The following is a 26,921-nucleotide window of genomic DNA, read 5'->3' on the forward strand; positions in this document are numbered from 1 at the left end:
CGTCGCACCCCTCGCGGGTGCGTGGATTGAAACATGCGGGCCGGGAAGAACAAGGCCATGAGGGAGAGTCGCACCCCTCGCGGGTGCGTGGATTGAAACCTTGATATACTCGCCTCTGAGCTCTTCCCATTGGTCGCACCCCTCGCGGGTGCGTGGATTGAAACACTTTTGAAGGAGAAAAACAGCCCGCCGTATTCCAGTCGCACCCCTCGCGGGTGCGTGGATTGAAACTGTCCGAAGGGTCGGAGAGGCCTCCGAGGTATCGTCGCACCCCTCGCGGGTGCGTGGATTGAAACTCAAGATGAGGTAAATAGCTTTCAGAAAGAAGCGGGTCGCACCCCTCGCGGGTGCGTGGATTGAAACCCCATTATTGTAATAATAATTGCTGTATGAGCTTGTCGCACCCCTCGCGGGTGCGTGGATTGAAACTATGCTTAATCCTAATACCTTACGAGAGGGATTAGGTCGCACCCCTCGCGGGTGCGTGGATTGAAACGTGAAGTCCCCAGCCACAGCGAGGAAGGAATCCTTGGTCGCACCCCTCGCGGGTGCGTGGATTGAAACACTCAGTGTGAGCTCAAAAGGTCCAGTGACACGTTGTCGCACCCCTCGCGGGTGCGTGGATTGAAACCCCGTCTGGGGTTGTCCATTGGCGGTATGATCTATGTCGCACCCCTCGCGGGTGCGTGGATTGAAACAAGGAAACGATCGAACGACTATCGAGAGCCAGGAGTCGCACCCCTCGCGGGTGCGTGGATTGAAACCGTGTAATCCGCTCTGACCTCCACCATCCAACGGGTCGCACCCCTCGCGGGTGCGTGGATTGAAACCCATAGCCTTGAGTAGGTCGTTAAAGCCGTCGTGGTCGCACCCCTCGCGGGTGCGTGGATTGAAACTACTATATGGCAAACGAATAATAATCCTATCTTTAAGTCGCACCCCTCGCGGGTGCGTGGATTGAAACCCATCTCGGCAGCATCTGGAAGGCATCAGTCGGGAGTCGCACCCCTCGCGGGTGCGTGGATTGAAACATCTGCCACGGCAATAAGTCCCTTGTCTACGGCCGTCGCACCCCTCGCGGGTGCGTGGATTGAAACATCTGCTTGTATGCCGACAGCTCGTGTCATGTTCGTCGCACCCCTCGCGGGTGCGTGGATTGAAACCGCACCTAAAAGGACTTGGCTCGCTATGACGCCAAGTCGCACCCCTCGCGGGTGCGTGGATTGAAACAATGCATCCTCTGGCCATGAAGTCGACATAGTAGCTGTCGCACCCCTCGCGGGTGCGTGGATTGAAACCCAATATTGTCGGGGAATCCATCAACCTCGGTGATGTCGCACCCCTCGCGGGTGCGTGGATTGAAACGACTCCCTGCTTCGTGGAGATAAGAAAAGCAGGGGTCGCACCCCTCGCGGGTGCGTGGATTGAAACACTCGGGGTAATCTCTGAAGGGGCCCAGTCATACGTCGCACCCCTCGCGGGTGCGTGGATTGAAACGTGACTGAAGAGAACAGAGCGTTTGCAAGTTCGGGTCGCACCCCTCGCGGGTGCGTGGATTGAAACTTAACCGTATCACGGAGTATGTTGGCCCTGGTGGTCGCACCCCTCGCGGGTGCGTGGATTGAAACTTGGGATCGAATGTCGTCATCCGCTTTTTCTTCAGTCGCACCCCTCGCGGGTGCGTGGATTGAAACAACCTCCACACACAAACAAACATAGCATCTGCGAGTCGCACCCCTCGCGGGTGCGTGGATTGAAACTGGTAGTGCTATTGTTACTAATCCGTTTACTGGTGTCGCACCCCTCGCGGGTGCGTGGATTGAAACCTATAGGCGGCCTCTGCCGTTTCTATGATCTCGATGTCGCACCCCTCGCGGGTGCGTGGGGTGAAATAAAACTGGAACTGAAAGAGGATGTACGCCTTACATCACTTCCTCGAGTTGAGGAAGATGATAAGAGAATTGGGAAGGAGAATTAAACGGCATCGGGACAGTGAGAGCTCACTTAGAAGATTACAGCAATTAATATTTCCCCATCATCGTTGCATGATGATTGTCTGAGAACTGTACTGGATGCGTTGTATGACTCGGTATAACTGAGCTCTGTTATCATGGAAATACTTAGGCGATCTTTGAATTGATTACTCTTTGTCTACCTTGAGTTCCACCACTATCGGTTTCAGGAGCCTCCACTATGAAGTGAGGGAAGAAGATGGTCTTGATAGCGTTACCATCACCAGGAAGGCGGGTACGGGGAAGTTGATAGAAGCGAGAAAAGTGCTTGACGGAGTTGATATTGAATCTATAACTCCTTGTCTAAACTGGAATTATTGCTACATTTGCCGGGAGAGCGAATATGGCAATGTCAAACAGTACACGTACGAGAAAGAGTTCTGGTTCCTGAAAGCCCCGATGTTCTATGCCGAAAGCCTCTATTTCAATTCTCCGAGGCGCATTATGGCTTTGATAATGGTGATGGTGGGCTCTTCTTGTGTTCTTTCTTATAGAGAAAAAGACTTTTCAATAGAAAACAAAGTCAAAAAAAGTCAAAAGCAGATCGACCACCCAATGATATGTTGTAAAAACCGTATTTTTAGCTTAAGGGGAGCGGAGAATAGGATGTATATCCCCCTGCCATTTCCCCAAATTTTGTATAACAATCTGTGCCTGCGGCAGCGTTAGGTGATATAATAAAAAGATAAGAGGCTTTCTGCGTTGTGGATTCTGGCCGATGCATATCGACCACCACAATAAAGAAGGTCTTTTTTGTATCAATACGCTCGACAACTCCAAAAGGTGTGGTTGAAGCGTGCACAATCACCTTACATCATTCTCATATCTGTTTAACCTTCCCTTCATGAAATCTCCGTATGCTCAGGAAAATTATGTCTGATACTATAGGAGTTTCTATGAAAAAAGCATGTTCTCTTGGACTGGCCGCGGTCCTTTTGATGTCGCTTGCGGCGTGCACGAGTGTTGATGTTTCAAAGGTTCCGGCGGCGGGAAGCAGGCTGCCGTATACGGTTTTGACGATTCTGCCTAATGGTACCGAGGTTCGTAACGGCGGATATGGATCGGCCATGACAGGACATCCGACAAAAGCGGGTCGGTTCTATGCCATTACCGACCGAGGCCCGAACTCCAGTTATACCGGAAACGCCGGCACGGGCAAGAAATTTCCGGTACCCGATTACACCCCTCGCATCGGAGAGTTCAAGCTGAACGCCGATGGTTCTGTTTCGATGATCAGAAAGATCCTTTTGAAAGATCCCCAGGGAAATCCGATCTCCGGACGGCCGAACCCCGAGGGGCTTGGGGCCACCGGCGAGGTTGCATATGATAACGATGGTAATGCCTTGGCGGCCGATCCCTACGGTTTGGATAGTGAAGGGCTGGTCGCCTTATCCGACGGGACCTTCTGGATCAGTGATGAGTATGGTCCCCATATTGTTCATTACTCCGCCGATGGCGTGGAGCTGGAGCGGATCAGTCCCATGGGGATTGATACCAACGGCAGGAAGCTTCCCAGGGTGTTTGCCCGGCGCAGGGCAAATCGCGGTATGGAGGGGCTGGCCGTTACTCCCGACGAAAGGACCCTGGTCGGTATCATGCAATCGACTCTGTATAACCCCTCCAAAAAGGCTGCAACTAATACGACGCTTGCACGAATTGTCACCTTCAATCTTGAAACGGGCGAAACCCATCAGTATCTCTACCGCCAGGAAAAAAACAACAACTCCGATTCCGAACTTGCCGCATTAACGGCCACCACGTTTTTGGTGGATGAGCGGGACGGGGCATTCTCGGGTGAAGGCGATGCCCAGAAAACTCTCTACAAAATCGATCTTTCCGGTGCCACCGATGTCTCCGGCGATATGGATGAGACCGGCGGTATGCGTATCGATGGCCGTACCCTGGAAGAGATGAGCTGGGATGAGATCGATGCCGCCGGTATCAAGCCGGTGAAGAAGGAACTTGTGGCGGATGTCGTGGCTATGCTGCCCAACCGCTATCCCCACGACAAACTTGAGGGCTTGTGGGTTATTGATGCCAGCACCGTCGGCATATTGAACGACGATGATTTTGCCGTAACTCCCCAGGGGGATGATGTGGTACAGAAGATTCTTCCCGGAACGACTAACGAGGTCGACGGAGACATCCTTTATATTCTCCATCTTGCAAAGCCGCTTTTTTAGATCAAAATAATTCGGCACTTGTGGCTCGTCTCGGAGATTATTCCGGACGGGCCCTTTTTTATCCCATTGGATTGGCTGGTTCTTCTTTTGCCTGCTCCGGCGGGGAGTAGGGGCCCCGTACAAGTTGTATGCCTGTGTACATTTTGCCGGCGGCTGTTTATGATGTCTGGCAGTATGAACACCTATCTGGATCTGTTTTTTACCTTCGCCCGAATCGGCGGGCTCACCTTTGGTGGTGGTTACGCCATGCTTCCCATCCTTCAGCGGGAGGTGGTGGAAAAGCGGCGCTGGGTTACCGATGAAGAGCTGATGGACTACTATGCAGTGGGCCAGTGCACTCCGGGAATCATTGCCATCAACACCGCGACCTTTATCGGCAACCGGCAGAAAGGCGCTCCTGGCGGGATCGTCGCCACCTTGGGAATGATCTTCCCTTCCCTGATTATTATCACCCTGATTGCGGCTTTTATCAGCAATTTTGCCGATTTGCCGCTGGTTAAGAATGCCTTTGCAGGGATCAGAGTCTGTGTCTTTGTGCTCATTCTCCAGGCCGTTTGGAAATTACAAAAACAGGCCCTGATAGATCGGGTTACGGGGATCATCTTTGCCTTAGTCTTTCTAATGTCGGTGTTCACCGGCCTTTCACCGATTCTCTTTGTTCTTCTGTCGGGCCTTGCAGGAGTCATCATTCAGGGCAAAAAGGTAGGGGGCGAACGGTGATCTTTCTTCAGCTTTTCTTCGAATACTTTAAAGTTGGCCTTTTTGCCGTCGGTGGAGGTCTTGCAACCCTTCCTTTTCTGTATGCCATGTCCGATAGCACCGGCTGGTTCACCCACACCCAGCTGGCGGATATGCTTGCCGTTTCGGAATCGACCCCGGGGCCCATCGGCGTTAACATGGCAACCTACGTGGGTTTTACTACTGCCGGGATTCCGGGGAGCATAGCGGCAACTTTGGGGCTGGTGACTCCTTCGGTTATCATTATTATTGTGGTGGCCCGTTTTTTGAAGGCCTTTAGCGGAAATAGTCTGGTGCAGGGTGCTTTCTACGGGCTTCGTCCGGCATCGGTGGGGCTTATTGCCGCTGCAGGTTGGGTTGTGCTCAAAATCTCTCTACTGGATATTCCCCTTTTCCGTGAAAGTGGTGAGCTGTTTCGCCTCTTCCGCTGGAAGGGGCTTGTCCTCGCGTTGGTGGTCTTTGCCATTCTCAAATTATGGAAGATCCATCCGGTCTTTGTTATCGCCCTTTCCGCCGTGGTCGGCGCCGTGTTTCGTTTCGCAGGAGCATAGCCATTTGGGAGAGTGCTATATTTGTTTTCATGATTCTTGGGAAGCAATAAACCGGGCTGATGCTGTGTTTTTCACTGTTCTAATGCAAGAATTCGTCGAAAAGCGTCTGCTCGAAAACCATTGATGCAGCTCCTGAAATAACAGGGTATGAGCCTGTTGGGGGTGTTACAGAGATCGGACCAAGATCTGAGGGAAGTGTTTCAAAGAGTTCGGATAAGCGATCATAGAGTGTCGGGTGCAATTTTTGCGGAATGATGCCGGATAAAATGAATTTTTTTACATCTAAGATTGCGACCAGATTAAAAATCACCGTGCTTATAAAAGGTACCAGATACCTAACGATGTCGCCGACTGTTTTTTCCGGGATCGTACAATTTTCTTCTATTGCAATATTGAAGCGTTTATTTATGGCACCGATGTTGATTTGATCTTCCAAATTATGGATGCCGGGAAGATGTTTTGCATCACTTTCAATTGGGTGAACAAGGAGATTTCCTATTTCTCCTGCACGAAGGCTTTCTCCTCGCCAGAGATTACCTTCTATGATGATACCTGAACCTAAACCTGTCCCGAGCGAGATATAGACAATACTACTGTCGGCATTGTCACCGGTGATAAGATTCTCGCCGGCACATGCCAAATTGACGTCATTGTCGATGAAGAAGGGGAGCTTGAGTTTTGCCTCTATCAACGGGATCAAAGAGTAAAAGCTGATAGGCTCTGTTATATGCAGGGGGTCATAACTGATGATTTCATTTGTCTGGGGATTTATATTTGCAGGAAAACCAATCCCCACTCCTAGCACAGGAACCGATGTCTTTGTCATCATGTCCCCAATGATGTCAACGATATGGTGAAAATAGCTTAAGTCATGGAGGTTTTTTATCACGACCGTTTTACATTCTTGAACCTCCCCTTCCAAATTGACTTTCCCAATCGTTGCTATTTGTCCCTCTATTTCAACTCCAAAGGCGTTGTAGGCGTTCGGGTTGAATTGTAACAATTTACTTCTTCTACCAGGGCCTTCGATGATATCAAGTTCCCCAACATCATGAACCACTTCCTTTGAAATGAGAAAATCAACTACTTTCATTGCTGTGGGGAAGCTCATGTTTGTCAGTTTTGTAATTTGTGATCGCGAGAGCTTTTCGTATTTCTTAAATAAGTCAAAAACCAGTTTTCGATTTTTTGATTTTAAATAGATTGGTTGATATGATCCCACGGTCCCTAAAACCTCATTTCTTTTATTAAAGTTTAGTATATATTAAGGCGTTGCCTTCGTATAGGTCAAGGTTGAAGACAATGGTGTTGGGGATCGGGTTGGCTATTGTAATGTAACATAGGGACGATTCGCTATTCTCCGATATCGTAGTTTATTGTGTAAGGTGAACATTATCCCTTTGTTATATATGAATGACCATAATGCCGCTTAATTCCCTCGTATTTGTGGAGCGGCTGCTTAACTGGCCATCGGCATCATGCTGTTTGGTTTTATATTGACGGGTGGGAGAAACTATGGTACAGTATTTATTAAATAAACTTTAATAAATAAATAGTGGTAATGCACTATTTATTGGAGGTCATTAGTATGAAGAAAACCTTGCTGATGCTTTTCTTACCGCTGTTGGTATGTTCGATGGCTTTTGCTAACGGCAATGCTGAGAAAGAGACGAACGGAAAAACAACGATAGTCTTTTCAACAGGTATGCCAGATCAGGCATGGAAAAACACTTTGGAGCATATGATAGCTGAAGCTAATAAAACATTGGACACTGTTGAAATTGTGCCTGAGTACTATCCGTCTGAAGAAGAGATGTGGAAGATGTTACCTGCACAAATTGTGTCCGGTGCGGCTCCTGATCTCATCGGACTGAATAATGAAGGTGTTCTTGAGTTAATTGTTAACGGGACACTAACACCTCTTGATGATTTAATCGAAAAATCGGGTTTTCCAATATCTGAACTTGATGCAAGCAATGTCAACGGCTGGAGATATAAAGGCGATCTATTCTCAATACCATATACCACGACCGTTAGCGGTCTTGCCGTCAATATGACATTACTTAAGAAAGCAGGTATCGAAAATCCGCCTTCAACCATGGATGAACTGGTAAAGGCTGCTGTTGCCGTTACTGATAAGGAGAAGGGCGTATACGGTGTATGCGTTAATCTGCATGAGTATCATATTACCCAGTATGTTCATGCACAGGGCGGTAGTTGGAATTACGGTAACCACATGCTCAATGGGAATAATGAAGCCGGTTTGAACTTCATTGTTGATCTTTTCGACAAATACCAAGTAGCCGCAACCCCTGCCCAGCTGGGATATAAAGGGGATACCGATGCCTTCGCGTCCGGGAAGTTCGCAATGACGACTGCAGGACCATGGTATATCCCCGCGTTGCGGGAGATGAACCTTGATTTCGAATGGGTTGTTGTCCCGATACCTGCCGGAACCGTACAGCGATCTACTGTCTATGGCTGGGGCCTCTGTATCCTTGATTCCTGTAAACATAAAGAGGCGGCAATGCAGGCGGTTAGTGCCATGCTAAGTGATGAATCATATAAGTATTTAGCCGAGGTACGTGGTGATATACCGGCAATGACGAAATTTGTTCCTCGATATGAGGAGTTATACCCGGAAATGAAAGTTGTGATGCAAACCGCCAAAGACGGCATTGGCTTTGAATATCCGGCGGCTGCAAATAGGTTCAAATCCGATCTTGTCACCGGAATGGAAGCAATCATTTTCCATCGTGGTAATCAGACCGTCGAAAATTTATTACAGAAAATGGAAGACGACGGTTATAAGAAATAGGCAGTAGCTGTCTGCAAAAAGATCTACAGCTCTTGTGACATAAAACGAAAAGGGCTGTAGATCAGAAAGGGGTTTATTTGATGCTTCTGAAACGGAAACGGCTGACGTTGGAACAACAAGACTATATTGCTGGTTATGTATTCGTTCTTCCAATTTTGATAATGATGTCAATCTGGTTTTATTTTCCTGCAGTAAAATCTTTGATATTCAGTTTTCAAGAGGTGAATTTTTTTTCTTTGAATCATCCGACTTTCATCGGTTTGAATAATTTTAAAGAACTCTTTCGTGACCCGAATTTCATTCAGGCCACAGGAAACACCATTTTCATAACCGTTATCAGCGTGCCTGTTTTATTAATATCCGGTTTCCTTATTGCCTACAATATAGAAAACATAGTTTCCGGTAGAGCATTATACAGAACATTGTTCTTTATACCTGCAGTAACCTCTGCTGTCGCCTTGACGATGGCCTTGATGTATCTGTTTGTATCAGGGGCTTTTATCCCTGTATTACTTAATAGATTATTCGGAATTCCGGATGTTACATGGCCGGCTGATCCGAGAACTGCGCTGGCGTTTGTCGCAATATTAGTGATATGGAAAAATCTCGGTATTTTTGTGGTGTTGTATATCAATGCACTGAATACCATTCCCAAAGAGATTTTTGAAGCAGCTGAATTGGATGGTGCAAAGGGGTTGAAGAAACTACGGTTTATCACCATCCCTCTCGTCAAACCGACTACTGTTTTGTCATTGCTGTTATGCGTTACATGGTGTATGCAGACCTTCGATGAGCCATTTACCTTGGCGAGGTCAGGGAATGTTGTCGGATCTCCTGCAGGAACAACAAGTACATTAATTACATTCTTTTACTCTCAGAATTTTAGATTTTTCAGACCCGGATATGCTAGTTCTGCTGCTTTTTTTCTGTTCTTAATCCTTTTACTTTTTTCACTTGGTCAGAACGCTATCGAAAAGAGACAAGAGAGAAGGGATACCTAAGGTGAAATCTGATACGAGGAAAATACGCTTGCTGCGTTACGCTATTTTGTCACTGCTGTCGCTATTGTACCTGATACCATTTCTTTACGCGATCTATACTTCGTTTCTCGGAAAAGCCGATATCGGGAAAATTGTTTTACCGACGAGATGGGTGCTTGAGAATTACAAGGATGTTTTTAATGCCGGTCTGGTGACGTGGTATAAAAATAGTTTGATTATGACTTCCGGTATTATTCTCGGCAATATTTTTTTTAATACCCTTGCCGGTTATGCACTGGCACGAATCAGGTTCCCGGGGAGAAATGTAATATTCTTTATTATTATTGGAACAATGATGATCTCTGGGCAAATAACAATTGTACCAATTTATATTATGTGTGTGAACCTTGGATGGATTAATACCTACAAGGCCCTCATTATTCCCTTTTTAACGAATGGAATGTTGACATTCTTTATGCGTCAATATTTTCTTTCTATTCCTGTTGAGCTGGAAGAATCTGCACGTATCGATGGCCTGGGGCGTTTCGGAACTTTTGCCAGAATAGTACTTCCAATTTCGACCATGTCATTGGCAACTCAAATTATATTTCTTTTTCGGGATTGGTGGAACCAGCTATTATGGCCGGTAACCCTTACGAATCGGTTAAATATGTTTGTTGTTACCGCAGGATTGAATTCACTGAAGGGCCAGTATTACGAATGGACAAATCTTTCCATGGCGGGAGTCGTGTGCGCAATACTCCCCATTATCATTATTTTTATCTTCATGCAGAAGCAATTTGCTGAAAGTATTGCAGTTGTCGGGATAAAGGGATAATAGAAATTTTACGCAACAAAATTTTTCACTTCAGGAGGAAACATGTATCAGAACGAGTATGCTCTTTTAGAAAAACAGTTAGGCGCTATAAAAGCCGCCTTCTCGGAGAAGCGGATAACAAGCATTTATTTTGTCGCATGTGGTGGTTCCTTGGCGACAATAGCGCCTGGAAAATACCTTGTTGACCGATTAGCCTGCAACGTGAAGACCGGCTTATATACTGCAGGAGAATTTTATGCAGATCCACCCGTTGATATTTCTGGTGAGACGTTAATAATTCTGAATTCTCAGAGTGGTAATACACAGGAAACCTGTGATGCCGCCGGTATTGCGAAGGAAAAAGGTGCTCTGCTTTTGGCGTTTACGACAAATTCTGATTCCAGGATCACTGCATTGGCCGACTATACCGTGCTGTATTATGATACTATATTATACCCTTATCCCTTGGCCCTTTCTATATTTCCGTGCGTCTGGCGAACCATCTTCACCATCATAGATGTCTTGGAGCAGAAAACGTATAGCAAAGATGTTTTTCATGCTATGGAGCATTTGGAAGAAATTTGTGATGCTGCTTACACCGAGCATAAGCAAGAAGCAAAAAAGTTTGCCTCAATGATGCGGAATGAGAAAAATATCTACACCATCGGTGCCGGTATCGATCACTACATATCCTATGTCCTTTCGAATTGTCTTTTTATGGAGTCGCTTTGGCTTAATTCTTCGGCTGTTCATGCTGGTGAATTCTTTCATGGGGCCTTTGAGGCCTTTGACAACCGGACAGCGGTATTTGTTTTCTTGGGCTTGGGCAATACAAGATCCCTGGAACAGCGTGCGGTGATTTTTCTGCAAAGAAAGACAGAAAAACTTACGGTGCTCGATGCGAAGAGGCTTTCGCTTGACCCGGTAGCTTTTTGGTTGCGGCCATATGTAGCTCCGCTTGTTCTTAACTTTCTGGCAGCAAAATATTGTGACGAGTTGTCGTATGCAAAGGGGCATCCGATTTCATCAAGACGATACATGGGAATAGAGAAATACTGAGCTTATGAACATCATTGGAGTAGGCGACAGCGTATTAGATGAATATGTCGATTTTGATATTATGTATCCCGGTGGGAACTCGGTCAATGTTCCGGTCTTGGCGAAGCGATGCGGAGCTGTTCAATCTGCATATATCGGAATACTAGGAAATGATTATCCCGGAACCTGTTTTCGTGAAAGCCTGACAAACGAGGGGATTGATATCTCAAGACTTAGGGTTGTGTACGGTCAAACGGCAAGAAATAAAGTCCATATCGACGGTAATGGCGACAGAAAATTTATCGGGAACAATGGGTGCGACGTTGCCCAAAAGATGCTTACGCTAACGTTAAATGATAACGATATAACGTGTATACGTGCCTATGATATTTTGCATACAAGTTTTCATAGCGAGATCGATGAAATCTTGCATAAAGTTGTTGGAAAGGTAAGAGTTTCACTCGATTTCTCAGATGCATATGATGAGCAGGCTTTATCTGCATATTGTGGCATGGTCGACTTTGCCTTTTTATCGGCCGGGAAGTATAGTGAACGGGAAGCGGAGCACTATGCTGGTTATGCGTTAGAATGCGGAGCGAAAACAGTTGTCTTGACAAAAGGAATACGGGGATCGTTAATCCTGACAAGAAATCAAAAACATTCCGAACATGCCGTTCCTGTCGAGCCGAAGGATACGCTTGGGGCCGGCGATGCATATATTGCTTCGTTTCTTCGTCATTTTTTTGATAGTAGCGGAAATATTGAGTTAGCGGCTCAGCAAGCCAGTAAATTTGCTTCTTTATCGTGTTTGTCGTCCGGAGCCTTTGGGTATCCAATCAACCTGACGAAAACTATGGGATAATCAAATGGTCTATTGCAATGCGTTTTCACCTTTGAAAGAACATTTTTACGGGGGTCCGGGGCGAAGCCCCGGAGAAGGGGGTGCGGCGAGATCACCGGGGACGAAGGACCCGGAAGCTCGCCGCAGGGGGAAGGCTTTCCCCCACCAGAAAAGAAAGGGGAAAAATTCTTTCTGAGTGTGTTACCGCCACCGGGAACGGGTGGTTTTTAGCTATGGTATCTACATCATCCCATATGTGGAAAGGAGAAAACCATGCTAAAACGAATTGCGACACTTCTACTTATCCTGGGAATTGGCGTCATGCCGGTGGCCGCCTACGAGGGGCTATCGGTATCAACTGCGTTTCCGTCGATTCATATTTCCGATACCGGAATGATCACCTTCGATCTGAAGGTCCACAACTATGGACTTTCACCGCAGCGGGTCAATTTGTCGGTAACACGTATGCCAAAGGGGTGGGATCACCTTTTTGTCGGTGGCGGCGGTATTGTGGATGCGGTGTTTACGGAACCGGATCAGAGTACCCAGGTTCAGTTATGGGTGACCCCTCCTGCGGATGTTGCAGCGGGAAACTACGATATCGTTGTCCGGGCCCAGGGGCGTGATGGAAGTTTTTCTCTGCCCCTGACGATCCGCACCGGCGGCGTTCTTCCCGAGCGTCTCTCCCTTGACGCCGATCTTCCTTCGGTCAAGGGCACTCCCAAGGCGGAGTTTTCGTATGAAGTGGAATTGAAAAATAATAGTGCGGGCCAGGTCCTGGTGAATCTCGATGCTGCTGCTCCAAAGGGGTTTCAGGTTGTGTTTACCGAAAACTACGGCGACAAGGAGCTTTCGACGATTCCGATAGAGGGGGGCAAGAGTAAGAAGATAAAAGTGAAGGTGAAGCCGCCTCAGGGGGTTGCCGAGGGCAGCTACGAGATTAACGTGGTTGCCAAGTCCCAGAGTGCCGAGGCTGAGACAACGCTTTCGATGGAGATCAAGGGGCAGCCCGAACTGAATATTGCTGGTCCGGAAGGAAGGCTTTCGGGGTCGGCGGTTGCTGGCCGGGATACGGTCTTTGATCTGACATTGAAAAATAGCGGAAGTGCTGCGGCAAAGAATATCAAGCTTTCGGGCTCCGGCCCAAGGAGTTGGAATGTCAAGTTCTCTCCGGAGACGGTGGATGAAGTGGCGGCTGGAGAGAGTGTGAATGTAAAGGCAACGGTCCGTCCCTCTTCGGAGGCGATTAGCGGGGATTACAATGTGAGCTTGCGTGGATCCAGCGATGTGGGCAGTTTTTCCGAGACGTTCCGCATTACCGTTCGGACCTCGACCTTGTGGGGGATTGTCGCCATTCTTATTATTGCCGCGGCGGCGGTGGTGCTGGTAACTGCAGTCCGGAAATTCGGGCGTCGTTAGGGGGCGTGCCGATGGACGATAGTAGTGTATTAACGATACGGCAGGCGCGGAAACAGTACGGCAACGGTTGTGTGGCGGTCGATGACCTTTCCCTCTCCCTCGGCAGGGGAGAGGTGTTTGGCTTACTCGGGCCAAATGGTTCGGGAAAGACGACCACGATTTTGATGCTCCTCGGCCTGACCGAACCGACGAGCGGCAGCGTCGATATGTTGGGGTTTGATCCCCTGCGTTCTCCTCTGGAGATTAAGCGGCGGGTGGCCTATATGCCCGATACCATCGGATTCTACGATGAGCTTAGCGCTTTTGAGAACCTCGATTATACGGCCCGATTCCTTGGCCTTGATGCCGACGCGCGTCGCGGCAGGATCGAGGAGAGTATCAAGAAGATGCATCTTGAAGAGCGCATGTACGACAAGGTGAGTACCTTTTCCCACGGCATGCGTCGTCGCCTGGGGCTTGCGGAGGTGCTTGTCAAAAAGCCGGAGATTGCGGTGCTTGATGAACCAACTCAGGGCCTGGATCCCGAGAGCGCCGCGGAATTTCTTGATTTGATTCTGGAACTAAAGCAACGTGAGGGTATTACCATCCTTCTCTCTTCCCACCTGCTCAACCAGGTCCAGGCGGTCTGCGACCGCGTCGGACTCTTTTCCGCAGGGAGGCTCCTGGTCTGTGGTGCGGTAGATGAGCTTGCGGCAGGGATTTTCGGAGGGAGCGTAAGCACCTTCCTGAAGGCCGGTCCGGATGACCTGAGCGAGACCCTCCGCAGGGTTGAGGGGGTGAGCAGTGTGGAGCGCCATGCCGACGGTTCCTACCGCATCGAGAGCAGCGGCGAGGTTCGCCCCGCATTGGCCGAGGCCGTTGTGGCGGGGGGAGGAAAGATCTATGAGCTCTCCAGCAGCGAGCATGACCTCGACTCGATTTACCGGGCATATTATAAGGAGGTCTCCCATGCGGCGGCGTGAAGGTTCTGCTTTGACAGGGCTCAGGGTGGTCTTTACCAAGGAGCTGGAAGATTATACCGGGAGCATTCGTATGATCATCCTCATTGCGCTGATTCTGCTTACCGCAACGGCAAGCCTCTACAGCGCAACCCGGACCATCAGATCGCTGGTGGGAGAGGATCCTTTTCTGCTTCTCCGTCTATTCACCATCTCCTCGAATCCGATTCCCTCTTTTGCGGCCTTTCTTGGCTTCTTGGTGCCTCTCGTTGGTATTGCCCTTGGCTTCGATGCCGTCAACAGTGAATTTCAGAAGAAGACCCTGGGACGAATTTTGTCCCAGCCTATATACCGGGATGCCTTGCTTTTCGGAAAGGCTTTGGGGGCTTTGACTGCCTTGGCCATTGTGCTGCTTGCATTGTGGCTTTTGGTGATCGGCAGTGCGATGCTCTTTCTTGGAATTCCTCCCTCTGCCGAGCAGGTGGCCCGGGCGTTATCGTTTTATGTGCTGACGCTTTTATATGCGGCGGTGTGGTTTGTTCTGGCCATGCTCTTTTCCGTTCTCTTTCGCCAACCCGCGACATCGGCACTGGTTTCCATCGCCTTCTGGCTGCTTTTTACCGTTTTCTGGCCGCTGATTACGAGTATCGTTACTCAAGCCATGGCCGGTGGACTCGATCAGCTGCATCTTGCCAGGCTTCAGCAGGGAATTTCACGTGTATCCCCAAACACGCTTTACGGGGAGGCAACCCTTGCCTTGCTCAATCCGTCGACGCGGGCTCTGGGGCCGGTGATGTTCTCCCAGCTGGAGGGGGCGGTGATGGGATCGCCGCTTCCTTTCGGACAGAGTCTTTTGTTGCTCTGGCCCCAGGTGTCGGCATTGATCGCCGCCAGCCTTCTGGTGTTTACCGGCGCTTATGTCGGTTTTCAGAGACGGGAGATTCGGACCTGATGGTGTAAGAACAAGTTGCAATGCCTCCTCTCCCGTTTGTTATGTATGGGAGAGGAGGCCCTCCTGCCCCAAAATAAACCTGGACATAAATCTGCTTTTTTCCTATAACTATCCTGTTGTCCGTTACGCTTGCCATTCGAAAATGTTCTTGAATGCGGATCGCCTTTATTTCTTTCACACATGTACTGAGGAGAAAAATCATGATTGGATTAGTTGCTGTCGCGGTTATTGCCGCGCTCTCTTTTGCCCTGGTGAATTTCTATGCAGTAAAGAAAAAGGATCCGGGCACCGAAGCAATGAAGGAAATTGCCGGTGCCATCCAGGAGGGGGCCGATGCCTTCCTGAAACATGAATATAAAGTGATTTTTCTAATTGTCTTATTAATTGCCGCCACGCTTCTTTTGGTGGTTTCCTGGCAGTCCGGGCTTGCCTTCTTGTTAGGAGCAACTATGAGCGGTACCGCCGGTTGGGTCGGTATGCGTATCGCCACGATCGCCAATGTCAGGGTTTCCAACAAGGCGCGGGAGACCCGCAATCTCGGTGCTACCCTGAAGATCGCCTTTCAGGGCGGAAGTGTCATGGGCCTCTGCGTCGGCGGTTTTGCTCTTCTGGGCCTTCTGATCGTCTATATCGTTTTCGGAAAGGTGATGGGGCAGGCACATGCCGATTCTCTGGTAATTCATAAAAACTGGCTTGGAATCAGCGACATTCCCTTTACCATGACCGTTTCCTGTTATGCCCTCGGCTGTTCGATCATTGCGATGTTCAACAGGGTAGGGGGAGGCATCTACACCAAGGCGGCCGATATGGGAGCCGATCTGGTCGGAAAGACAGAAGCCGGTATTCCCGAGGACGATCCCCGTAACCCGGCGACCATCGCCGATAATGTGGGGGACAATGTCGGCGATGTTGCAGGTTTGGGATCGGACCTGTTGGAGAGTTTTATCGGAGCGCTTATCTCCAGCATCGTACTGGCCGCATACATGTATTACACGGGGTTGAAGACCGGCGACGTCATCGATTTCCACCTGGTTTCCAGGATGATGGAGTATCCGATTCTTGTCGCTGCGGTGGGACTGCTTTCCTGTGTTATCGGGATTTTGATGCTTGTGGTGAAAAAGCCCTCCGACAATCCGCACCGGGAATTGAATGCAACTACCTGGATCTCTGCCGTTCTTACCATCCTCTCCAGCGGCTTCGTGACCTGGTTGCTGTTCCGGGGAGAAGATGTTGCTCAGGTCGGTTTTCGTGCCGGGTTCATGTCGCCCTGGATTGCCGCGATTTTTGGAATCATCAGCGGCATCATCATCGGACAGATGGCCGAGTACTATACCAGTTACGATTATAAGCCCACCCAGGGCATCGCTGCGGCATCCCGTGAGGGAACGGCTCTGACCATCACCGAGGGGATGGCCGTGGGAATGGGCTCTGTTTTCTTTCCTGTGCTGATTCTTGCCGTTGCGACGATTGCCGCAAATACCGTGGCCGGACTCTACGGAGTGGCCATGGCTGCTATCGGTATGCTCTCCTTTGTGGCCGCTACGGTATCGGTGGATACCTACGGTCCCATTGCGGACAACGCCGGAGGGATCAGTGAGATGGCGAAGCTTGATCCTGAAGTTCGTGAGATTACAGACAAACTTGACTCGGTAGGCAATACCACGGCTGCCATCGGCAAGGGGTTTGCCATCGGCAGCGCCGCCTTTGCCGCCTTGAGCCTCTTTGCCTCTTTTCTCTACGCCCAAGGGGGAGAAAATATTACAAAGGATTTTTCCCTTGTCCTCAACATGATCAATACCCTGACCCTTGCCGGGGCCATCGTAGGCGCGGCCCTGCCCTGGCTTTTTTCCGGTATCCTCATCGAGGCTGTTGCAAAGGCTGCAAGTGCCATGGTTACGGAGGTCCGCAGACAGTTCCACGAGATCCCCGGTATTCTCAGCGGTGAGGCAAAACCCGATTATCGTCAGTGTATTTCGATCTCTTCGGCCGGAGCTCTTCGGGAAATGAAGAAACCGGCTCTGATCGCCGTAACCATGCCCTTAATCTGCGGCTTTATCTTCGGCCCTGAATTCGTCGGCGGGCTGCTTATCGGCACGACCCTTTCGTCGATCATGCTGGCTCTTTACACCGCTAATGCCGGTGGTGCCTGGGACAATGGGAAAAAGTACATTGAGAACGGACATCACGGTGGAAAGGGCTCGGAGGCACACAAGGCCGCGGTCGTCGGCGATACCGTGGGAGATCCTCTGAAGGATACCGTCGGCCCCTCTCTCGATATCCTTATCAAGATCATGTCGGTGGTTTCTTTGATTTTTGTATCGATCTTCGGAAAATACAATCTTTTTGGTCTTTTTTAGACCGTTTTGTTGCTATCAGGCGTACGGAAAAGGGTCGGCCGTTTTGGGGCCGGCCCTTTTTTGCCATATCTATGATGAAATTTCAATTTCCTCATGAAGATATCGCGTATATAATGATGATAGAAAGTATTTCTTTCGCATCCCCGAGTAGAGGAGGAGCGTATGGCTAATTACTATTATCTGACAGTGTATCCTATGGAAGCTCTTATTGTCTCTGAGCTTGATCCCGAGCAGTTTGCCTCATACATGGCAAACGGTACGAGAAAGGGTTCGGCAGAGGATCTGATGTTCATCGAGGTTCGGGAGAACTTCAGTGATGTATTCGACTGGGAGTATGCGCGGCAGCGTTGCGTACCCCATAGCGACGGTAGAGCGAAGAATTCGGTATATCTCGGGGTATACAGAATTCTCGAACATGCCTCTCTGGATGTGCTGGGTGATTTGTACCTGGTAACCCGTGACGGCAGATCCTTGCGGATAGCTAAAGAGGCCTACACAGAGCCCAAACTCTGGAAGGGATTTGCCCTCTACAAGGAGCTGTGCCCTGTATCGCCCCTTGTTGTCAGCGCCCTCAATCCAAAGCACTTCGGTCAATATATGACAAGTCCGAAAAATAAGGTCATGATTCCCACTTTGGTATATGCCTCCCTGAAGGTGATCGATCTGGAAGATCGTGAAAATACCGGGAATGTCGGCGGGCTTTACGATCACAACATCGAACATCTGAAGTCTTGTATCAACGACCTTACATCCGGGAAAGGAAAGATGACCAAGGTGGTGGACCGTTCCTATTCCGCCGTCTTCAGCTATCAGGTCATTAGAGAAGGGATCTATGTCGCTTCGAATGAAGAGGTGGTTTTTTATCCCATGCCGGACCGTGAAACCCTCAAACAGCAGCACTATGACTGGGCACGTTCGGCTTTGATATTCTAGTCGGTTTCCATCGCTCTAAGGCTGGTGAACAAAATCCCTGCTGTTGCCCAACAGCAGGGATTCTATTTCATGAACCTTTCCTGTCTTGGTGAAATCGACTTTCCATATCTCGCCATTATTCGGAAATGTGGCCGGATAGTGGGGCAGTGTATGTTTCAGGACGGCATGAATGAGCCTGAGGGCAACGGCGTGGGTCACGATAAGGACCTTCTGATTCGCCGGGAGCTCTTCCACGGAGTGGAGAAAATCTTTTACCCTGGCGGCTATCATGGCATAGGATTCTCCCCCTTCGGGACACCAATCCCATCGATTAAGCGGATCGCTTTCGTATGATTCGATGGTCTTTACCTCGTCATACCCTTTTCCCGAAAAAATCCCAAGGTCGTATTCCGATAATCGATCGTCGGTTTCGATAGGGAGTGAGAAGGCTTTGCCGAAGGATTCTGCCGTTTCGACCGCCCGTACAAGCGGCGACGAGATGATCCTGTCCAGAGAGGTCTCCCGTTTCAATTCCGATGCTATCAAATCTGCATCGTGTTTTCCCTCGGCGGTGAGGTGATACGGAAGCCTGCTCGCCAGGATGCGTTTCTTATTTGCAACACTCTCCGCATGGCGGATAAAATAGAGTATCATTGGTATTCCTCCGTTGTTTTTTCTACATGTCGGCGATGGTAAGCTCGACGCCTGCCGATGCAAGCTGCAAACGAAATTCCGGGGCTAAACCCGGATCGGTAAAAAGTTTGTTTACATCGGAAATCGGCGCTATGACGGCCGGGGCTACCCTGCCTACCTTGCTGTGATCGGTGACGACCCAAACGCTTTTTGCCTGGGTTACATAAAGCGATGCTGTATGGGCTTCCTGCATAGTATACGTCGAAATTCCTCGATTGATGTCTATGCCGTCTACGCCGATGATCGCAATATCGAGATTCAGCTCCGACAGCGTCCGGTCCGCCACGTGTCCGACTAATTCATAGGATCTTGATCGCAGGGATCCTCCCGTCACGATTACCTGGGCCTTTTGCGAAGGGGCGAGTTCCATGGCAATATTGATGGCGTTCGTTATAATGGTGACCTCTTTCCCTTTTAAGTGTTTCACTACGGACATAAGGGTGGTCCCGCCGGTACAACCGATGACGCTTCCTTCCGGGATTGCTTCGGCTGTGGCAATTCCAATGGCCCGTTTTTCCCGGGCATAGGCTAATAGTTTTGAATGAAAGGGCAGCTCTTCGTCGGAATCCACCAGACGTGCTCCTCCATGGGTCCGCTGCAAGGAGCCTCTCTCCTCCAGCACATCCAGGTCGCGTCGTATCGTTGCTCTCGAAACCCCGAGCAGTACCGCTAATTCATCTCCATCGACGATTTCCCGTTTCCCTAATTCACTTAGAATAAGTTCGAATCGTTTTTCCCGAATCATGTTTCCTCTCTCTTCAAAAGCATAACCGAAATCTTGATTTGATACAATATGTGCTCATTGATAAGTTAAAACGATCAAAAACGATTAAAAATTGTGTAATTTTTATTGACAAATGATCGTTTGCTCCGTAGTATATCAAATAACAACGAAAAAAGAGGAGCATATGGCAATTCCTATTAATACGCTGACAAAGCATCTCGATGAGTATCATCGCGAACTATACGGGTGTGTTCATACCGCAACAGAAATTACGGCTCAGCCTGCGCTATGGCGGCAGACCGGAGCCTTAATAGAGAAGCTCCTTCCCAAGCTTGTTTCTTTTTGGGGTACGAGCTCGAACCTCCTTTTCTCCGGGGCCGGAAGTTCTCACTATGTCGGAATGTCGATCACCCCGGCATTGAAAAGAGTTTTTTCAACGGTAGAAGCTATTTCATCGACCGAAATTGTGATGGATCCCGAATCCTCCTTTCCCCGAGAAGAATTTGTCCTTATCTCTTTTGCACGTTCGGGAGAAAGCCCTGAAACCAATGCCGTCATAGCGTTGGCCGAGAAGCTGCGTCCCGGCTCTGTTAAGCACGTGGCTATCACCTGTAATCCCGATGGCACATTGGCACACATTGTCGATGGCTTGGGAGAAAGAGGATTTGTCATAGCCCTGCCGGAAGGAACAAATGATAAGGGGCTGGCGATGACCTCTTCCTTTACCTCAATGGCTGTGGCTGGTTTCATGCTGCCTGCCGTGGTGCATGGTGATGTCGGCAGGTACCGGGAAAAGGTCGATGCTTTGGCGAACATAGGGGAACGGTTTCTGAATGATTTTCCTGAACTGGCATCGCGTATGGTGCGGGAAGGTTTCCAGAGAATCTTTTTTGTGGCGTCCAGGCCTTGTTTCGGGGGAGCCTTGGAGGCCCACCTAAAAGTTCAGGAGCTCTCCGGGGGGGAGGTCATGGCAAAAGCCGAGGATACGTTAGGATTTCGTCACGGTTTTATGGCAGCCGTCGATTCGGAAAGCTTACTTGTTCTTCTCTTTTCATCCGACCCCTATCGGCGATTGTATGAAATTGATTTGGCAAAAGAACTACACAGAAAAAAGATGGGAAAAAAGATAGTGGCAATCTGTAATAAGAGGGAGGATGTAGAGGGCCTTGCCGATTATATCTTTCAGACCGATTCAGCCATTGATTCCGATGATGATAACCGTGCCATGGTGATAACCCTGGCAGGCCAGATCATCGGATTTTTTGTTGCATTATCATTGGGCCTCAACCCCGATGCCCCTTCGCCGGAAGGGGTGATACATCGAGTGGTGAGCGGCGTTACGATCTATCCCTATTCAGATGTCTGTGAGAATAAAGCGTAATGCGTGACATTTTTGAAGAACTCATAGCGGCCCGAGAAACCGATGATCCTTTTAGCCTCTATTCGGTATGCTCGGCAAATCAACTTGTTCTTGAAACTGCGGTACGTCGTTCCGTACGTAGCGGACTGCCGCTCCTTATCGAGGCTACGGCCAACCAGGTAAACCAGGAAGGCGGTTATACGGGTATGCAACCTTCCGATTTTGTCGCAAGGCTCCAGGGGCTATGCGACCGTTACGGAGCAGACCGGGAAAGCATCGTTTTCGGCGGCGACCACCTGGGACCTTATCCCTGGAGGAAACTGGCAGCGGAAAAAGCCATGCAATCGGCTGAGACACTTGTGCGGGCCTTTGTTGCTGCGGGGGCCCGTAAAATACACCTCGACGCAAGTATGCATTTGGGAGGGGATACCACCGCAGTTCCTGATCCGAGAATCGCTGCGTCGCGGGCGGCACAGCTTTGCAGGGCCGCGGAAGATGAATATGAAAAGGCAACCACAAAGGGCAAGCCTTTTCTTCCTCCCGTCTATGTTATAGGAACGGAGGTGCCCGTTCCCGGGGGGACCCTGGATGACGACTCGGAACCCGGGGCGGGGCCTGCCCCTACAAGCTATGCATCGCTGCTTTCCACCCTTGAGCTTCATGAAGAGGCCTTTTACTCGTTTGGGCTTCATGATGCCTGGAAGCGGGTCATCGGGGTTGTTGTGCAGCCCGGATTGGAGTTCGGCTCGGAGATCGTCCATCCGTACGAAAGAAAGCATGCCGAAGAGCTCAAGCAAATTTTCTCGATAAAAGCACATCTCTTTTTCGAGGCACACTCTACCGATTACCAGAGCAGTGAGGCGCTGCGCTCTCTGACCCGTGATGGGTTTGCTTTTTTAAAGGTTGGTCCGGCCCTGACCTTTGCGTATCGTGAAGCTCTTGTCGGTCTTGCCTATATCGAACAACGACTTCATGGAAGAAGCAAAAATCGAATTCTCGAATCCTTGTCCCATATCATGCGCCGTGACGACAGATACTGGCGTGACTACTACGCCAAAGGGGATGATACCGAACTCATCTTTTCCTTATCGGACCGGGTCCGATACTACTGGGACGATCCTTCGTTGGTGCAGGAGGTCGAACAGCTTTTTCAATCCATTGATGCTCACGAAAGAGTTACACCGGGGCTATTTTCGCAATATCTACCCCGTTTTTCCGGTCCTCACACTACATCAATGTTTCTTTCTTCGGGCCTTCATGATCCCCGTGAATTCGTTATGTACGCCATTGATGCCGAATTATCACGCTATGAACAGGCGTGCTTTTCGAACAGAGGATGTGTTCATGCCAAATAAGCTCGTTTCTTCCGACTTTTTCGAAAGGGAATCAGTCCTTGCCGCCATCCTTTTAACTCCCGCTTTGCTGATTGTTTTGGGGGTACTTATATTTCCAATGGTTACTTCTCTGGGCCTAAGCTTTACCGATTTGAAGCTCACGAAACCGGGAAGCGGACTTTTTATCGGCTTTAAAAATTATGTTGCGGCCCTCAAAGCTCCTCTGTTTTGGGCTTCGATGTTGCGTACGACTATCTTTGGTGTTTCGACTGTTCTAACGGAAACCTGCTTGGGAGTGGCAATCGCCATGCTGCTTAATCAGAAATTTCTGGGGCGGGGATTCGTACGGGGGCTTGTCATTCTTCCCTGGGCATTGCCCTATGTGGTAAACGGCATCATGTGGAAGTGGATTTTTGATGCGAATTACGGAGCTTTCAATGCAGCATTGACCCAGCTTGGTCTTATCGATACATACAAAATCTGGTTGGGCAATCCCAAGGCCGCGATGGTCATCGTCATTTGCGCAAATATATGGAAGGAGACCCCTGTTGCCGTTATTCTCATACTTGCCGCTTTGCAGTCTATACCGGCAGAACTCTATGAAGCCGCAGCTATTGACGGGGCAAGAAGCATAAGACGTTTTTTTCGAATAACATTTCCTTTGCTCAAACCGATCATTATTACCTTGATCATTATAAAAACAGTATGGGCACTTAAAGAATTTGATCTTATCTATATCATCACAAAGGGCGGACCGGCAAATGGTACCAACATGTTTTCGTACTACATATATCAGAATACCTTTCAGTTCCTTAATTTCGGTTATGGCTCTGCCCTTGCGTATTTACTCACAATCCTGACGATAGGACTCTCCATGCTTTACATGAAAAGTTTGAAAGGAGGCTTGGATGTCGAAGGGTAAGCACAAACCCTGCCCCGGCACGGAACAGAACGGGGAGGTAAATGATGGTTGGCGAACATAAAAAGGGCGGCCGGGTGTTGCTCTATGCTGCGGTGTTGTTTGTCTGTTTAAGCATATTGATTCCATATCTCTGGCTTGTCATCAGTAGTGTCTCCCATCGGGTGGAGTTAACCTCCATACCGCTAAAATGGATACCCGATTCGTTAAATCTGGAGAATTACCGCCAGATTGCGGCCGGTAGCAGCGGGATCAATGCTTCGCTGAAATATGGATTACTCAACAGCCTGATCATCGCGGGGGTTGCTACCTTGTTTTGCCTTTTTGCGGGCTCCCTGGCAGCTTATGCCTTTTCACGGTTGCGCTTTCGGGGAAAGAATGTCGTCTTTTCTTTTATCCTTGTAACACAGGTCATGCCGATGATCGTGCTGATCATTCCGATCTATATCATCATGAGCAAGATCGGATTGCTGAATACCATACCGGCCCTTATTATAGCGGACTGTGCGTTTATTCTCCCCCTTGTGATTTGGCTGATGCGCAGCTTTTTTGAGTCTATTCCCAGAAGTCTGGAAGAGATGGCGTGCATCGATGGTTGCTCACGTTTCGGAACAATTTTTAGGATTGTTATGCCCCTCTCTACGCCGGGGCTGGCGGCAAGCGGAATATTTGCCTTTATCATTGCCTGGAATGAGTTTTTCTCCGCTCTTATTCTTAGTTCCACAATCAAGTCGAAAACCATCAGCGTGATTATTTCCGAATACTCAAGCAAAGTCGGCGTAGATTATGTTGCGATGGCCGCGGCAGGTGTTGTCGCCAGCATTCCTCCCGTCATTTTGGCCTTATTGTTTCAAAAGTATATTGTTCAAGGTTTAACTGCAGGATCTGTAAAGGGATAGTCTTTTCGACTTTCTAAAAACAATACCCGTGAAGGGAAAGGAGTGTTTAGTATGAAAAGGAAGGTAATTGCTTTTCTTCTGGCCTTTATGCTGGTTGGCGGAGCGCTTTTCGCATCTGGGGATGCCGAGAGTGCGGAAAAGATCACGGTGATCATGCCCCGACATGAGATGGACTTGGTGGGCATTTGGGAGCGACAGACAAGAGAGTTCGAGGAGTCCACGGGAATTCAGGTGGAGTTTATTCAGATGTCATGGGATGAGGTCCAGACCAAGGTTATGACCGATCTTGCGGCAGGCGGCAATTCCTATGACGTGATTGAATTCGACAATGGCTGGATTGAGAAATTCGCGGCTGCCGGTTGGGTGGAACCGCTGAACGATTACGGTGACAGCAATTATTTTAGCACCCTTTTGCCCGGCTTACTGAATACCTTTACGGTAGACGGGAAAATTCTCGGTGTCAGCTGGAATAACGATACCCGATTTTTCTTCTACAACAAAGCAATGTTGGAAAAGGCAGGAATTGCTGCTCCTCCCAGAACATGGGCGGATGTTGTGGTACAGTCCGAGAAGGTGAAACGCGCAGGACTTACCGATTACCCGATAGCCGAATACTGGAACCAGGAATGGGCCCTTGCAAACTCTTTGGCTTTTTATCTTTACAGCTTTGGGGCGAACTACTTTGATAAGGATGGAAACATCACGATTAATAAGCCGGAGGCTGTGGAGGCCCTTCAGTTTATGTACGACATGCTGTATAAACAGAAGATTGTCAATCCTTCCAGCATTACCCTCTCTCAGGAGGCCGCAGCCGACCTCTTCTACCGCGGTTCGTCGGCATTCTTCTTTCAGGGACCTCCCAGTACATTCAGCTATGCCAATGACCCCACGAAGTCACAAGTCGTCGGAGATGTAGAGGTGTCCGAATGGCTTCCTGCAAAGGCCGTTGGTCTGCAGGCTACCCTGACCCTTCCCGAGGCCTTTGCCATTCCAAAGGCGAGCAATAATAAAGAGGCTGCATGGAAGTATATTCGCTATATGATCTCTCCAGAGCGCGATAAAGAGCGGGCCATGGAGATCGGAAGTCTGCCGCTGTTTAAGAGTTCCTACAATGATCCTGATCTGCTTGAAAAGTACCCGTACTGGGTTCAGTTTGGAAAGCAGTCCGCCGTTGCTCAAGCTCTTCCGCTCGTGGACTGGTATGATGAACTTGTACAAAAAACAATTGTTGCGGTGCAGCAGATGTTCCAGGGAACAAAGAGTGCACAGGCTGTTGGGGACGAAATCGCCGAATTTCTAAAAGGCAGAGAATACAACGGCATGACCCTGCATGAGTAGCGTATAATTTCGGTCGTGGGGGGAGCCTTAGGGATAAGGCTCCTCTGAATATTTCCGTAGAAAGAAATTACGTTCCTTCAATCACCAGGATTCGGAACAGTAGGTAAGGAGATCCCTGTGCCAGAAAAAGTGCTTTTCGCCGGTGATGCAAACATTGATTTCATTTTTTCCGATCTCGATACCCCGCCTCAGGAGGATAGGGAGGTCTTCTGCAAAGGATATACAGCCGCGCTCGGCGGTTCCGGTACCATAACCGCTGCCGCATATGCCCGTCTGGGAGGATCGTGTGATTTCTGCGGCCTGTTGGGAGATGACGCGAACGGCCGTCAGGTCATGGAGTATCTCCGGACTGCGGGTGTCGGGCTTACGCTCCTGCGCCGCATAGAAAGCGTAGAGACAGGTATCACGGTAAGCATGATACATGGCTCGACTCGCACCCAGGTGACCTATCGTGGAAACCTTGATGTAGTGGATGAAACAGAGACCCTCAAGCAGGAAATGCACTGCTACGGCCATCTCCACCTCTCCGGGATATACGGGACAACGCAATTTCTTCCGAATGTCACCCAGGTTCTGCAAGCCGCACATGATGGGGGATTGACGACTTCTCTTGATACACAGTGGGATCCTTCCCAAACATGGCCGTTTGCCGACCAATGGCTGCCGTATATCACGTGGTTATTTGTCAACGAATCGGAAGCGATATCCCTTGCAGTCAGGCACTGCGGGATATCGGATAGAAAGCCTGATTGGAAAATGGCATGGGAGGCACTTGTTAAGCAGACTCCTTGTCCAATCATTAAACTGGGACCAAAGGGAAGCTATATGGGGGGGGAACTCTACCCTCCCGTGGATATCGATCACGTATACGATCCTACAGGTGCCGGAGACAGCTTTGCCGCGGCGTTTCTGTATGCAACGATCGAAGCGGGACAGGATGCCTGTCGGGCAATTCACCTTGCTCAGGCAGCAGGGGCCCTGGCCTGTACCTTTCCCGGCGGTAATTCCGAAAGCTTTACCCGTGAGAAACTCTATTCGATGGTGGCCCCCCCCCTCCTTTAAACTTTCCGCATACAATTTTCTCTATGCCTATGGTAT

At 49.3% G+C, this 26,921-nt stretch carries 23 protein-coding genes and 1 CRISPR repeat array; of the genes, 20 read left to right on the forward strand and 3 right to left on the reverse strand.

Annotated features, from left to right (window positions below):
* Nucleotide 1 precedes the first annotated feature (1 nt).
* Nucleotides 2-1,893: a CRISPR direct-repeat array (repeat unit 32 nt; unit sequence GTCGCACCCCTCGCGGGTGCGTGGATTGAAAC).
* Between the two features lie 305 nt (nucleotides 1,894-2,198).
* The 4 genes from F459_RS0111500 (at nucleotide 2,199) to F459_RS0111515 (ending at nucleotide 5,484) form a co-directional block, all read left to right on the forward strand.
* Entirely contained in the window at nucleotides 2,199-2,681 is a 483-nt protein-coding gene (locus F459_RS0111500; RefSeq protein WP_020612868.1) for a hypothetical protein, read from the forward strand.
* 227 nt (nucleotides 2,682-2,908) lie between these two features.
* Nucleotides 2,909-4,195: an esterase-like activity of phytase family protein gene (locus F459_RS0111505; RefSeq protein WP_020612869.1), complete on the forward strand. Its 1,287-nt coding sequence runs from the start codon at nucleotides 2,909-2,911 to the stop codon at nucleotides 4,193-4,195.
* A 174-nt stretch (nucleotides 4,196-4,369) separates the two neighbouring features.
* The gene (locus F459_RS0111510) at nucleotides 4,370-4,915 is read left to right on the forward strand and encodes a chromate transporter (protein WP_026295002.1); all 546 of its coding nucleotides are present in this window, start codon (nucleotides 4,370-4,372) and stop codon (nucleotides 4,913-4,915) included.
* On the forward strand, nucleotides 4,912-5,484 hold the full coding sequence (locus F459_RS0111515; RefSeq protein WP_020612871.1) for a chromate transporter: 573 nt from the start codon (nucleotides 4,912-4,914) through the stop codon (nucleotides 5,482-5,484). Before F459_RS0111510 ends, F459_RS0111515 begins: the two co-directional genes overlap by 4 nt.
* A 79-nt stretch (nucleotides 5,485-5,563) precedes the next feature.
* Here the strand turns inward: F459_RS0111515 and F459_RS0111520 are convergent, their stop codons facing one another.
* Nucleotides 5,564-6,706, reverse strand: coding sequence for an ROK family protein (locus F459_RS0111520; protein WP_020612872.1), 1,143 nt, complete (start codon nucleotides 6,704-6,706; stop codon nucleotides 5,564-5,566).
* 366 nt (nucleotides 6,707-7,072) lie between these two features.
* On the opposite strand from F459_RS0111520, the gene F459_RS0111525 reads away from it, so the two are divergent.
* From F459_RS0111525 to F459_RS0111570, 10 genes are all read left to right on the forward strand, one after another.
* A complete protein-coding gene (locus F459_RS0111525; protein ID WP_020612873.1) occupies nucleotides 7,073-8,302 on the forward strand; it encodes an ABC transporter substrate-binding protein in 1,230 nt (409 codons plus the stop codon).
* 80 nt (nucleotides 8,303-8,382) lie between these two features.
* Complete coding sequence (locus tag F459_RS0111530) at nucleotides 8,383-9,303, forward strand: carbohydrate ABC transporter permease (RefSeq protein WP_020612874.1); 921 nt, start codon at nucleotides 8,383-8,385, stop codon at nucleotides 9,301-9,303.
* Between the two features lie 151 nt (nucleotides 9,304-9,454).
* The gene (locus tag F459_RS0111535) at nucleotides 9,455-10,120 is read left to right on the forward strand and encodes a carbohydrate ABC transporter permease (protein ID WP_154651676.1); all 666 of its coding nucleotides are present in this window, start codon (nucleotides 9,455-9,457) and stop codon (nucleotides 10,118-10,120) included.
* A 42-nt stretch (nucleotides 10,121-10,162) separates the two neighbouring features.
* Entirely contained in the window at nucleotides 10,163-11,158 is a 996-nt protein-coding gene (locus F459_RS0111540) for an SIS domain-containing protein (RefSeq protein ID WP_020612876.1), read from the forward strand.
* 4 nt (nucleotides 11,159-11,162) lie between these two features.
* Nucleotides 11,163-11,999: a PfkB family carbohydrate kinase gene (locus tag F459_RS0111545; protein WP_020612877.1), complete on the forward strand. Its 837-nt coding sequence runs from the start codon at nucleotides 11,163-11,165 to the stop codon at nucleotides 11,997-11,999.
* A gap of 252 nt (nucleotides 12,000-12,251) precedes the next feature.
* A complete protein-coding gene (locus tag F459_RS0111550) occupies nucleotides 12,252-13,397 on the forward strand; it encodes a COG1470 family protein (protein ID WP_020612879.1) in 1,146 nt (381 codons plus the stop codon).
* An 11-nt stretch (nucleotides 13,398-13,408) separates the two neighbouring features.
* Nucleotides 13,409-14,359 carry an ABC transporter ATP-binding protein gene (locus tag F459_RS0111555; RefSeq protein WP_020612880.1) on the forward strand — a complete coding sequence of 317 codons (951 nt, stop codon included), beginning with the start codon at nucleotides 13,409-13,411 and terminating at the stop codon, nucleotides 14,357-14,359.
* Nucleotides 14,346-15,287: an ABC transporter permease gene (locus F459_RS0111560; protein ID WP_020612881.1), complete on the forward strand. Its 942-nt coding sequence runs from the start codon at nucleotides 14,346-14,348 to the stop codon at nucleotides 15,285-15,287. The genes F459_RS0111555 and F459_RS0111560 overlap by 14 nt, the downstream gene beginning before the upstream one ends.
* A 200-nt stretch (nucleotides 15,288-15,487) precedes the next feature.
* Entirely contained in the window at nucleotides 15,488-17,644 is a 2,157-nt protein-coding gene (locus F459_RS0111565; RefSeq protein WP_020612882.1) for a sodium-translocating pyrophosphatase, read from the forward strand.
* A gap of 162 nt (nucleotides 17,645-17,806) precedes the next feature.
* A complete protein-coding gene (locus tag F459_RS0111570; RefSeq protein WP_020612883.1) occupies nucleotides 17,807-18,577 on the forward strand; it encodes a hypothetical protein in 771 nt (256 codons plus the stop codon).
* A 15-nt stretch (nucleotides 18,578-18,592) separates the two neighbouring features.
* Here the strand turns inward: F459_RS0111570 and F459_RS0111575 are convergent, their stop codons facing one another.
* Nucleotides 18,593-19,210: a histidine phosphatase family protein gene (locus F459_RS0111575; protein ID WP_020612884.1), complete on the reverse strand. Its 618-nt coding sequence runs from the start codon at nucleotides 19,208-19,210 to the stop codon at nucleotides 18,593-18,595.
* A gap of 22 nt (nucleotides 19,211-19,232) precedes the next feature.
* The gene (locus F459_RS0111580) at nucleotides 19,233-19,994 is read right to left on the reverse strand and encodes a DeoR/GlpR family DNA-binding transcription regulator (protein WP_020612885.1); all 762 of its coding nucleotides are present in this window, start codon (nucleotides 19,992-19,994) and stop codon (nucleotides 19,233-19,235) included.
* A 163-nt stretch (nucleotides 19,995-20,157) separates the two neighbouring features.
* Between F459_RS0111580 and F459_RS0111585 the strand changes: the two genes are divergently transcribed.
* From F459_RS0111585 to F459_RS0111610, 6 genes are all read left to right on the forward strand, one after another.
* The gene (locus F459_RS0111585) at nucleotides 20,158-21,354 is read left to right on the forward strand and encodes an SIS domain-containing protein (protein WP_020612886.1); all 1,197 of its coding nucleotides are present in this window, start codon (nucleotides 20,158-20,160) and stop codon (nucleotides 21,352-21,354) included.
* Nucleotides 21,354-22,688: a class II D-tagatose-bisphosphate aldolase, non-catalytic subunit gene (locus F459_RS22250; protein ID WP_020612887.1), complete on the forward strand. Its 1,335-nt coding sequence runs from the start codon at nucleotides 21,354-21,356 to the stop codon at nucleotides 22,686-22,688. The genes F459_RS0111585 and F459_RS22250 overlap by 1 nt, the downstream gene beginning before the upstream one ends.
* Entirely contained in the window at nucleotides 22,678-23,589 is a 912-nt protein-coding gene (locus F459_RS0111595) for a carbohydrate ABC transporter permease (RefSeq protein ID WP_020612888.1), read from the forward strand. Before F459_RS22250 ends, F459_RS0111595 begins: the two co-directional genes overlap by 11 nt.
* Before the next feature lie 44 nt (nucleotides 23,590-23,633).
* Complete coding sequence (locus F459_RS0111600; protein ID WP_026295005.1) at nucleotides 23,634-24,485, forward strand: carbohydrate ABC transporter permease; 852 nt, start codon at nucleotides 23,634-23,636, stop codon at nucleotides 24,483-24,485.
* A 51-nt stretch (nucleotides 24,486-24,536) separates the two neighbouring features.
* A complete protein-coding gene (locus F459_RS0111605) occupies nucleotides 24,537-25,823 on the forward strand; it encodes an ABC transporter substrate-binding protein (RefSeq protein ID WP_020612890.1) in 1,287 nt (428 codons plus the stop codon).
* Nucleotides 25,824-25,940: 117 nt separating this feature from the next.
* Nucleotides 25,941-26,885, forward strand: a complete 945-nt coding sequence (locus F459_RS0111610) for a carbohydrate kinase family protein (protein ID WP_020612891.1) — start codon at nucleotides 25,941-25,943, stop codon at nucleotides 26,883-26,885.
* The last annotated feature ends 36 nt before the right edge of the window (nucleotides 26,886-26,921 follow it).

The sequence above is a fragment of the Sediminispirochaeta bajacaliforniensis DSM 16054 genome (assembly GCF_000378205.1).
Taxonomy (GTDB): Bacteria; Spirochaetota; Spirochaetia; order DSM-16054; family Sediminispirochaetaceae; genus Sediminispirochaeta; species Sediminispirochaeta bajacaliforniensis.

What these genes read in the sequence shown, in the direction of transcription:
- F459_RS0111505 (WP_020612869.1), top strand. Translation starts at nt 2,909, where the DNA reads ATGAAAAAAGCATGTTCTCTTGGACTGGCCGCGGTCCTTTTGATGTCG.
- F459_RS0111510 (WP_026295002.1), top strand. Translation starts at nt 4,370, where the DNA reads ATGAACACCTATCTGGATCTGTTTTTTACCTTCGCCCGAATCGGCGGG.
- F459_RS0111525 (WP_020612873.1), top strand. Translation starts at nt 7,073, where the DNA reads ATGAAGAAAACCTTGCTGATGCTTTTCTTACCGCTGTTGGTATGTTCG.
- F459_RS0111530 (WP_020612874.1), top strand. Translation starts at nt 8,383, where the DNA reads ATGCTTCTGAAACGGAAACGGCTGACGTTGGAACAACAAGACTATATT.
- F459_RS0111540 (WP_020612876.1), top strand. Translation starts at nt 10,163, where the DNA reads ATGTATCAGAACGAGTATGCTCTTTTAGAAAAACAGTTAGGCGCTATA.
- F459_RS0111545 (WP_020612877.1), top strand. Translation starts at nt 11,163, where the DNA reads ATGAACATCATTGGAGTAGGCGACAGCGTATTAGATGAATATGTCGAT.
- F459_RS0111550 (WP_020612879.1), top strand. Translation starts at nt 12,252, where the DNA reads ATGCTAAAACGAATTGCGACACTTCTACTTATCCTGGGAATTGGCGTC.
- F459_RS0111555 (WP_020612880.1), top strand. Translation starts at nt 13,409, where the DNA reads ATGGACGATAGTAGTGTATTAACGATACGGCAGGCGCGGAAACAGTAC.
- F459_RS0111560 (WP_020612881.1), top strand. Translation starts at nt 14,346, where the DNA reads ATGCGGCGGCGTGAAGGTTCTGCTTTGACAGGGCTCAGGGTGGTCTTT.
- F459_RS0111565 (WP_020612882.1), top strand. Translation starts at nt 15,488, where the DNA reads ATGATTGGATTAGTTGCTGTCGCGGTTATTGCCGCGCTCTCTTTTGCC.
- F459_RS0111570 (WP_020612883.1), top strand. Translation starts at nt 17,807, where the DNA reads ATGGCTAATTACTATTATCTGACAGTGTATCCTATGGAAGCTCTTATT.
- F459_RS0111575 (WP_020612884.1), bottom strand. Translation starts at nt 19,210, where the DNA reads ATGATACTCTATTTTATCCGCCATGCGGAGAGTGTTGCAAATAAGAAA.
- F459_RS0111580 (WP_020612885.1), bottom strand. Translation starts at nt 19,994, where the DNA reads ATGATTCGGGAAAAACGATTCGAACTTATTCTAAGTGAATTAGGGAAA.
- F459_RS0111585 (WP_020612886.1), top strand. Translation starts at nt 20,158, where the DNA reads ATGGCAATTCCTATTAATACGCTGACAAAGCATCTCGATGAGTATCAT.
- F459_RS22250 (WP_020612887.1), top strand. Translation starts at nt 21,354, where the DNA reads ATGCGTGACATTTTTGAAGAACTCATAGCGGCCCGAGAAACCGATGAT.
- F459_RS0111595 (WP_020612888.1), top strand. Translation starts at nt 22,678, where the DNA reads ATGCCAAATAAGCTCGTTTCTTCCGACTTTTTCGAAAGGGAATCAGTC.
- F459_RS0111600 (WP_026295005.1), top strand. Translation starts at nt 23,634, where the DNA reads ATGGTTGGCGAACATAAAAAGGGCGGCCGGGTGTTGCTCTATGCTGCG.
- F459_RS0111605 (WP_020612890.1), top strand. Translation starts at nt 24,537, where the DNA reads ATGAAAAGGAAGGTAATTGCTTTTCTTCTGGCCTTTATGCTGGTTGGC.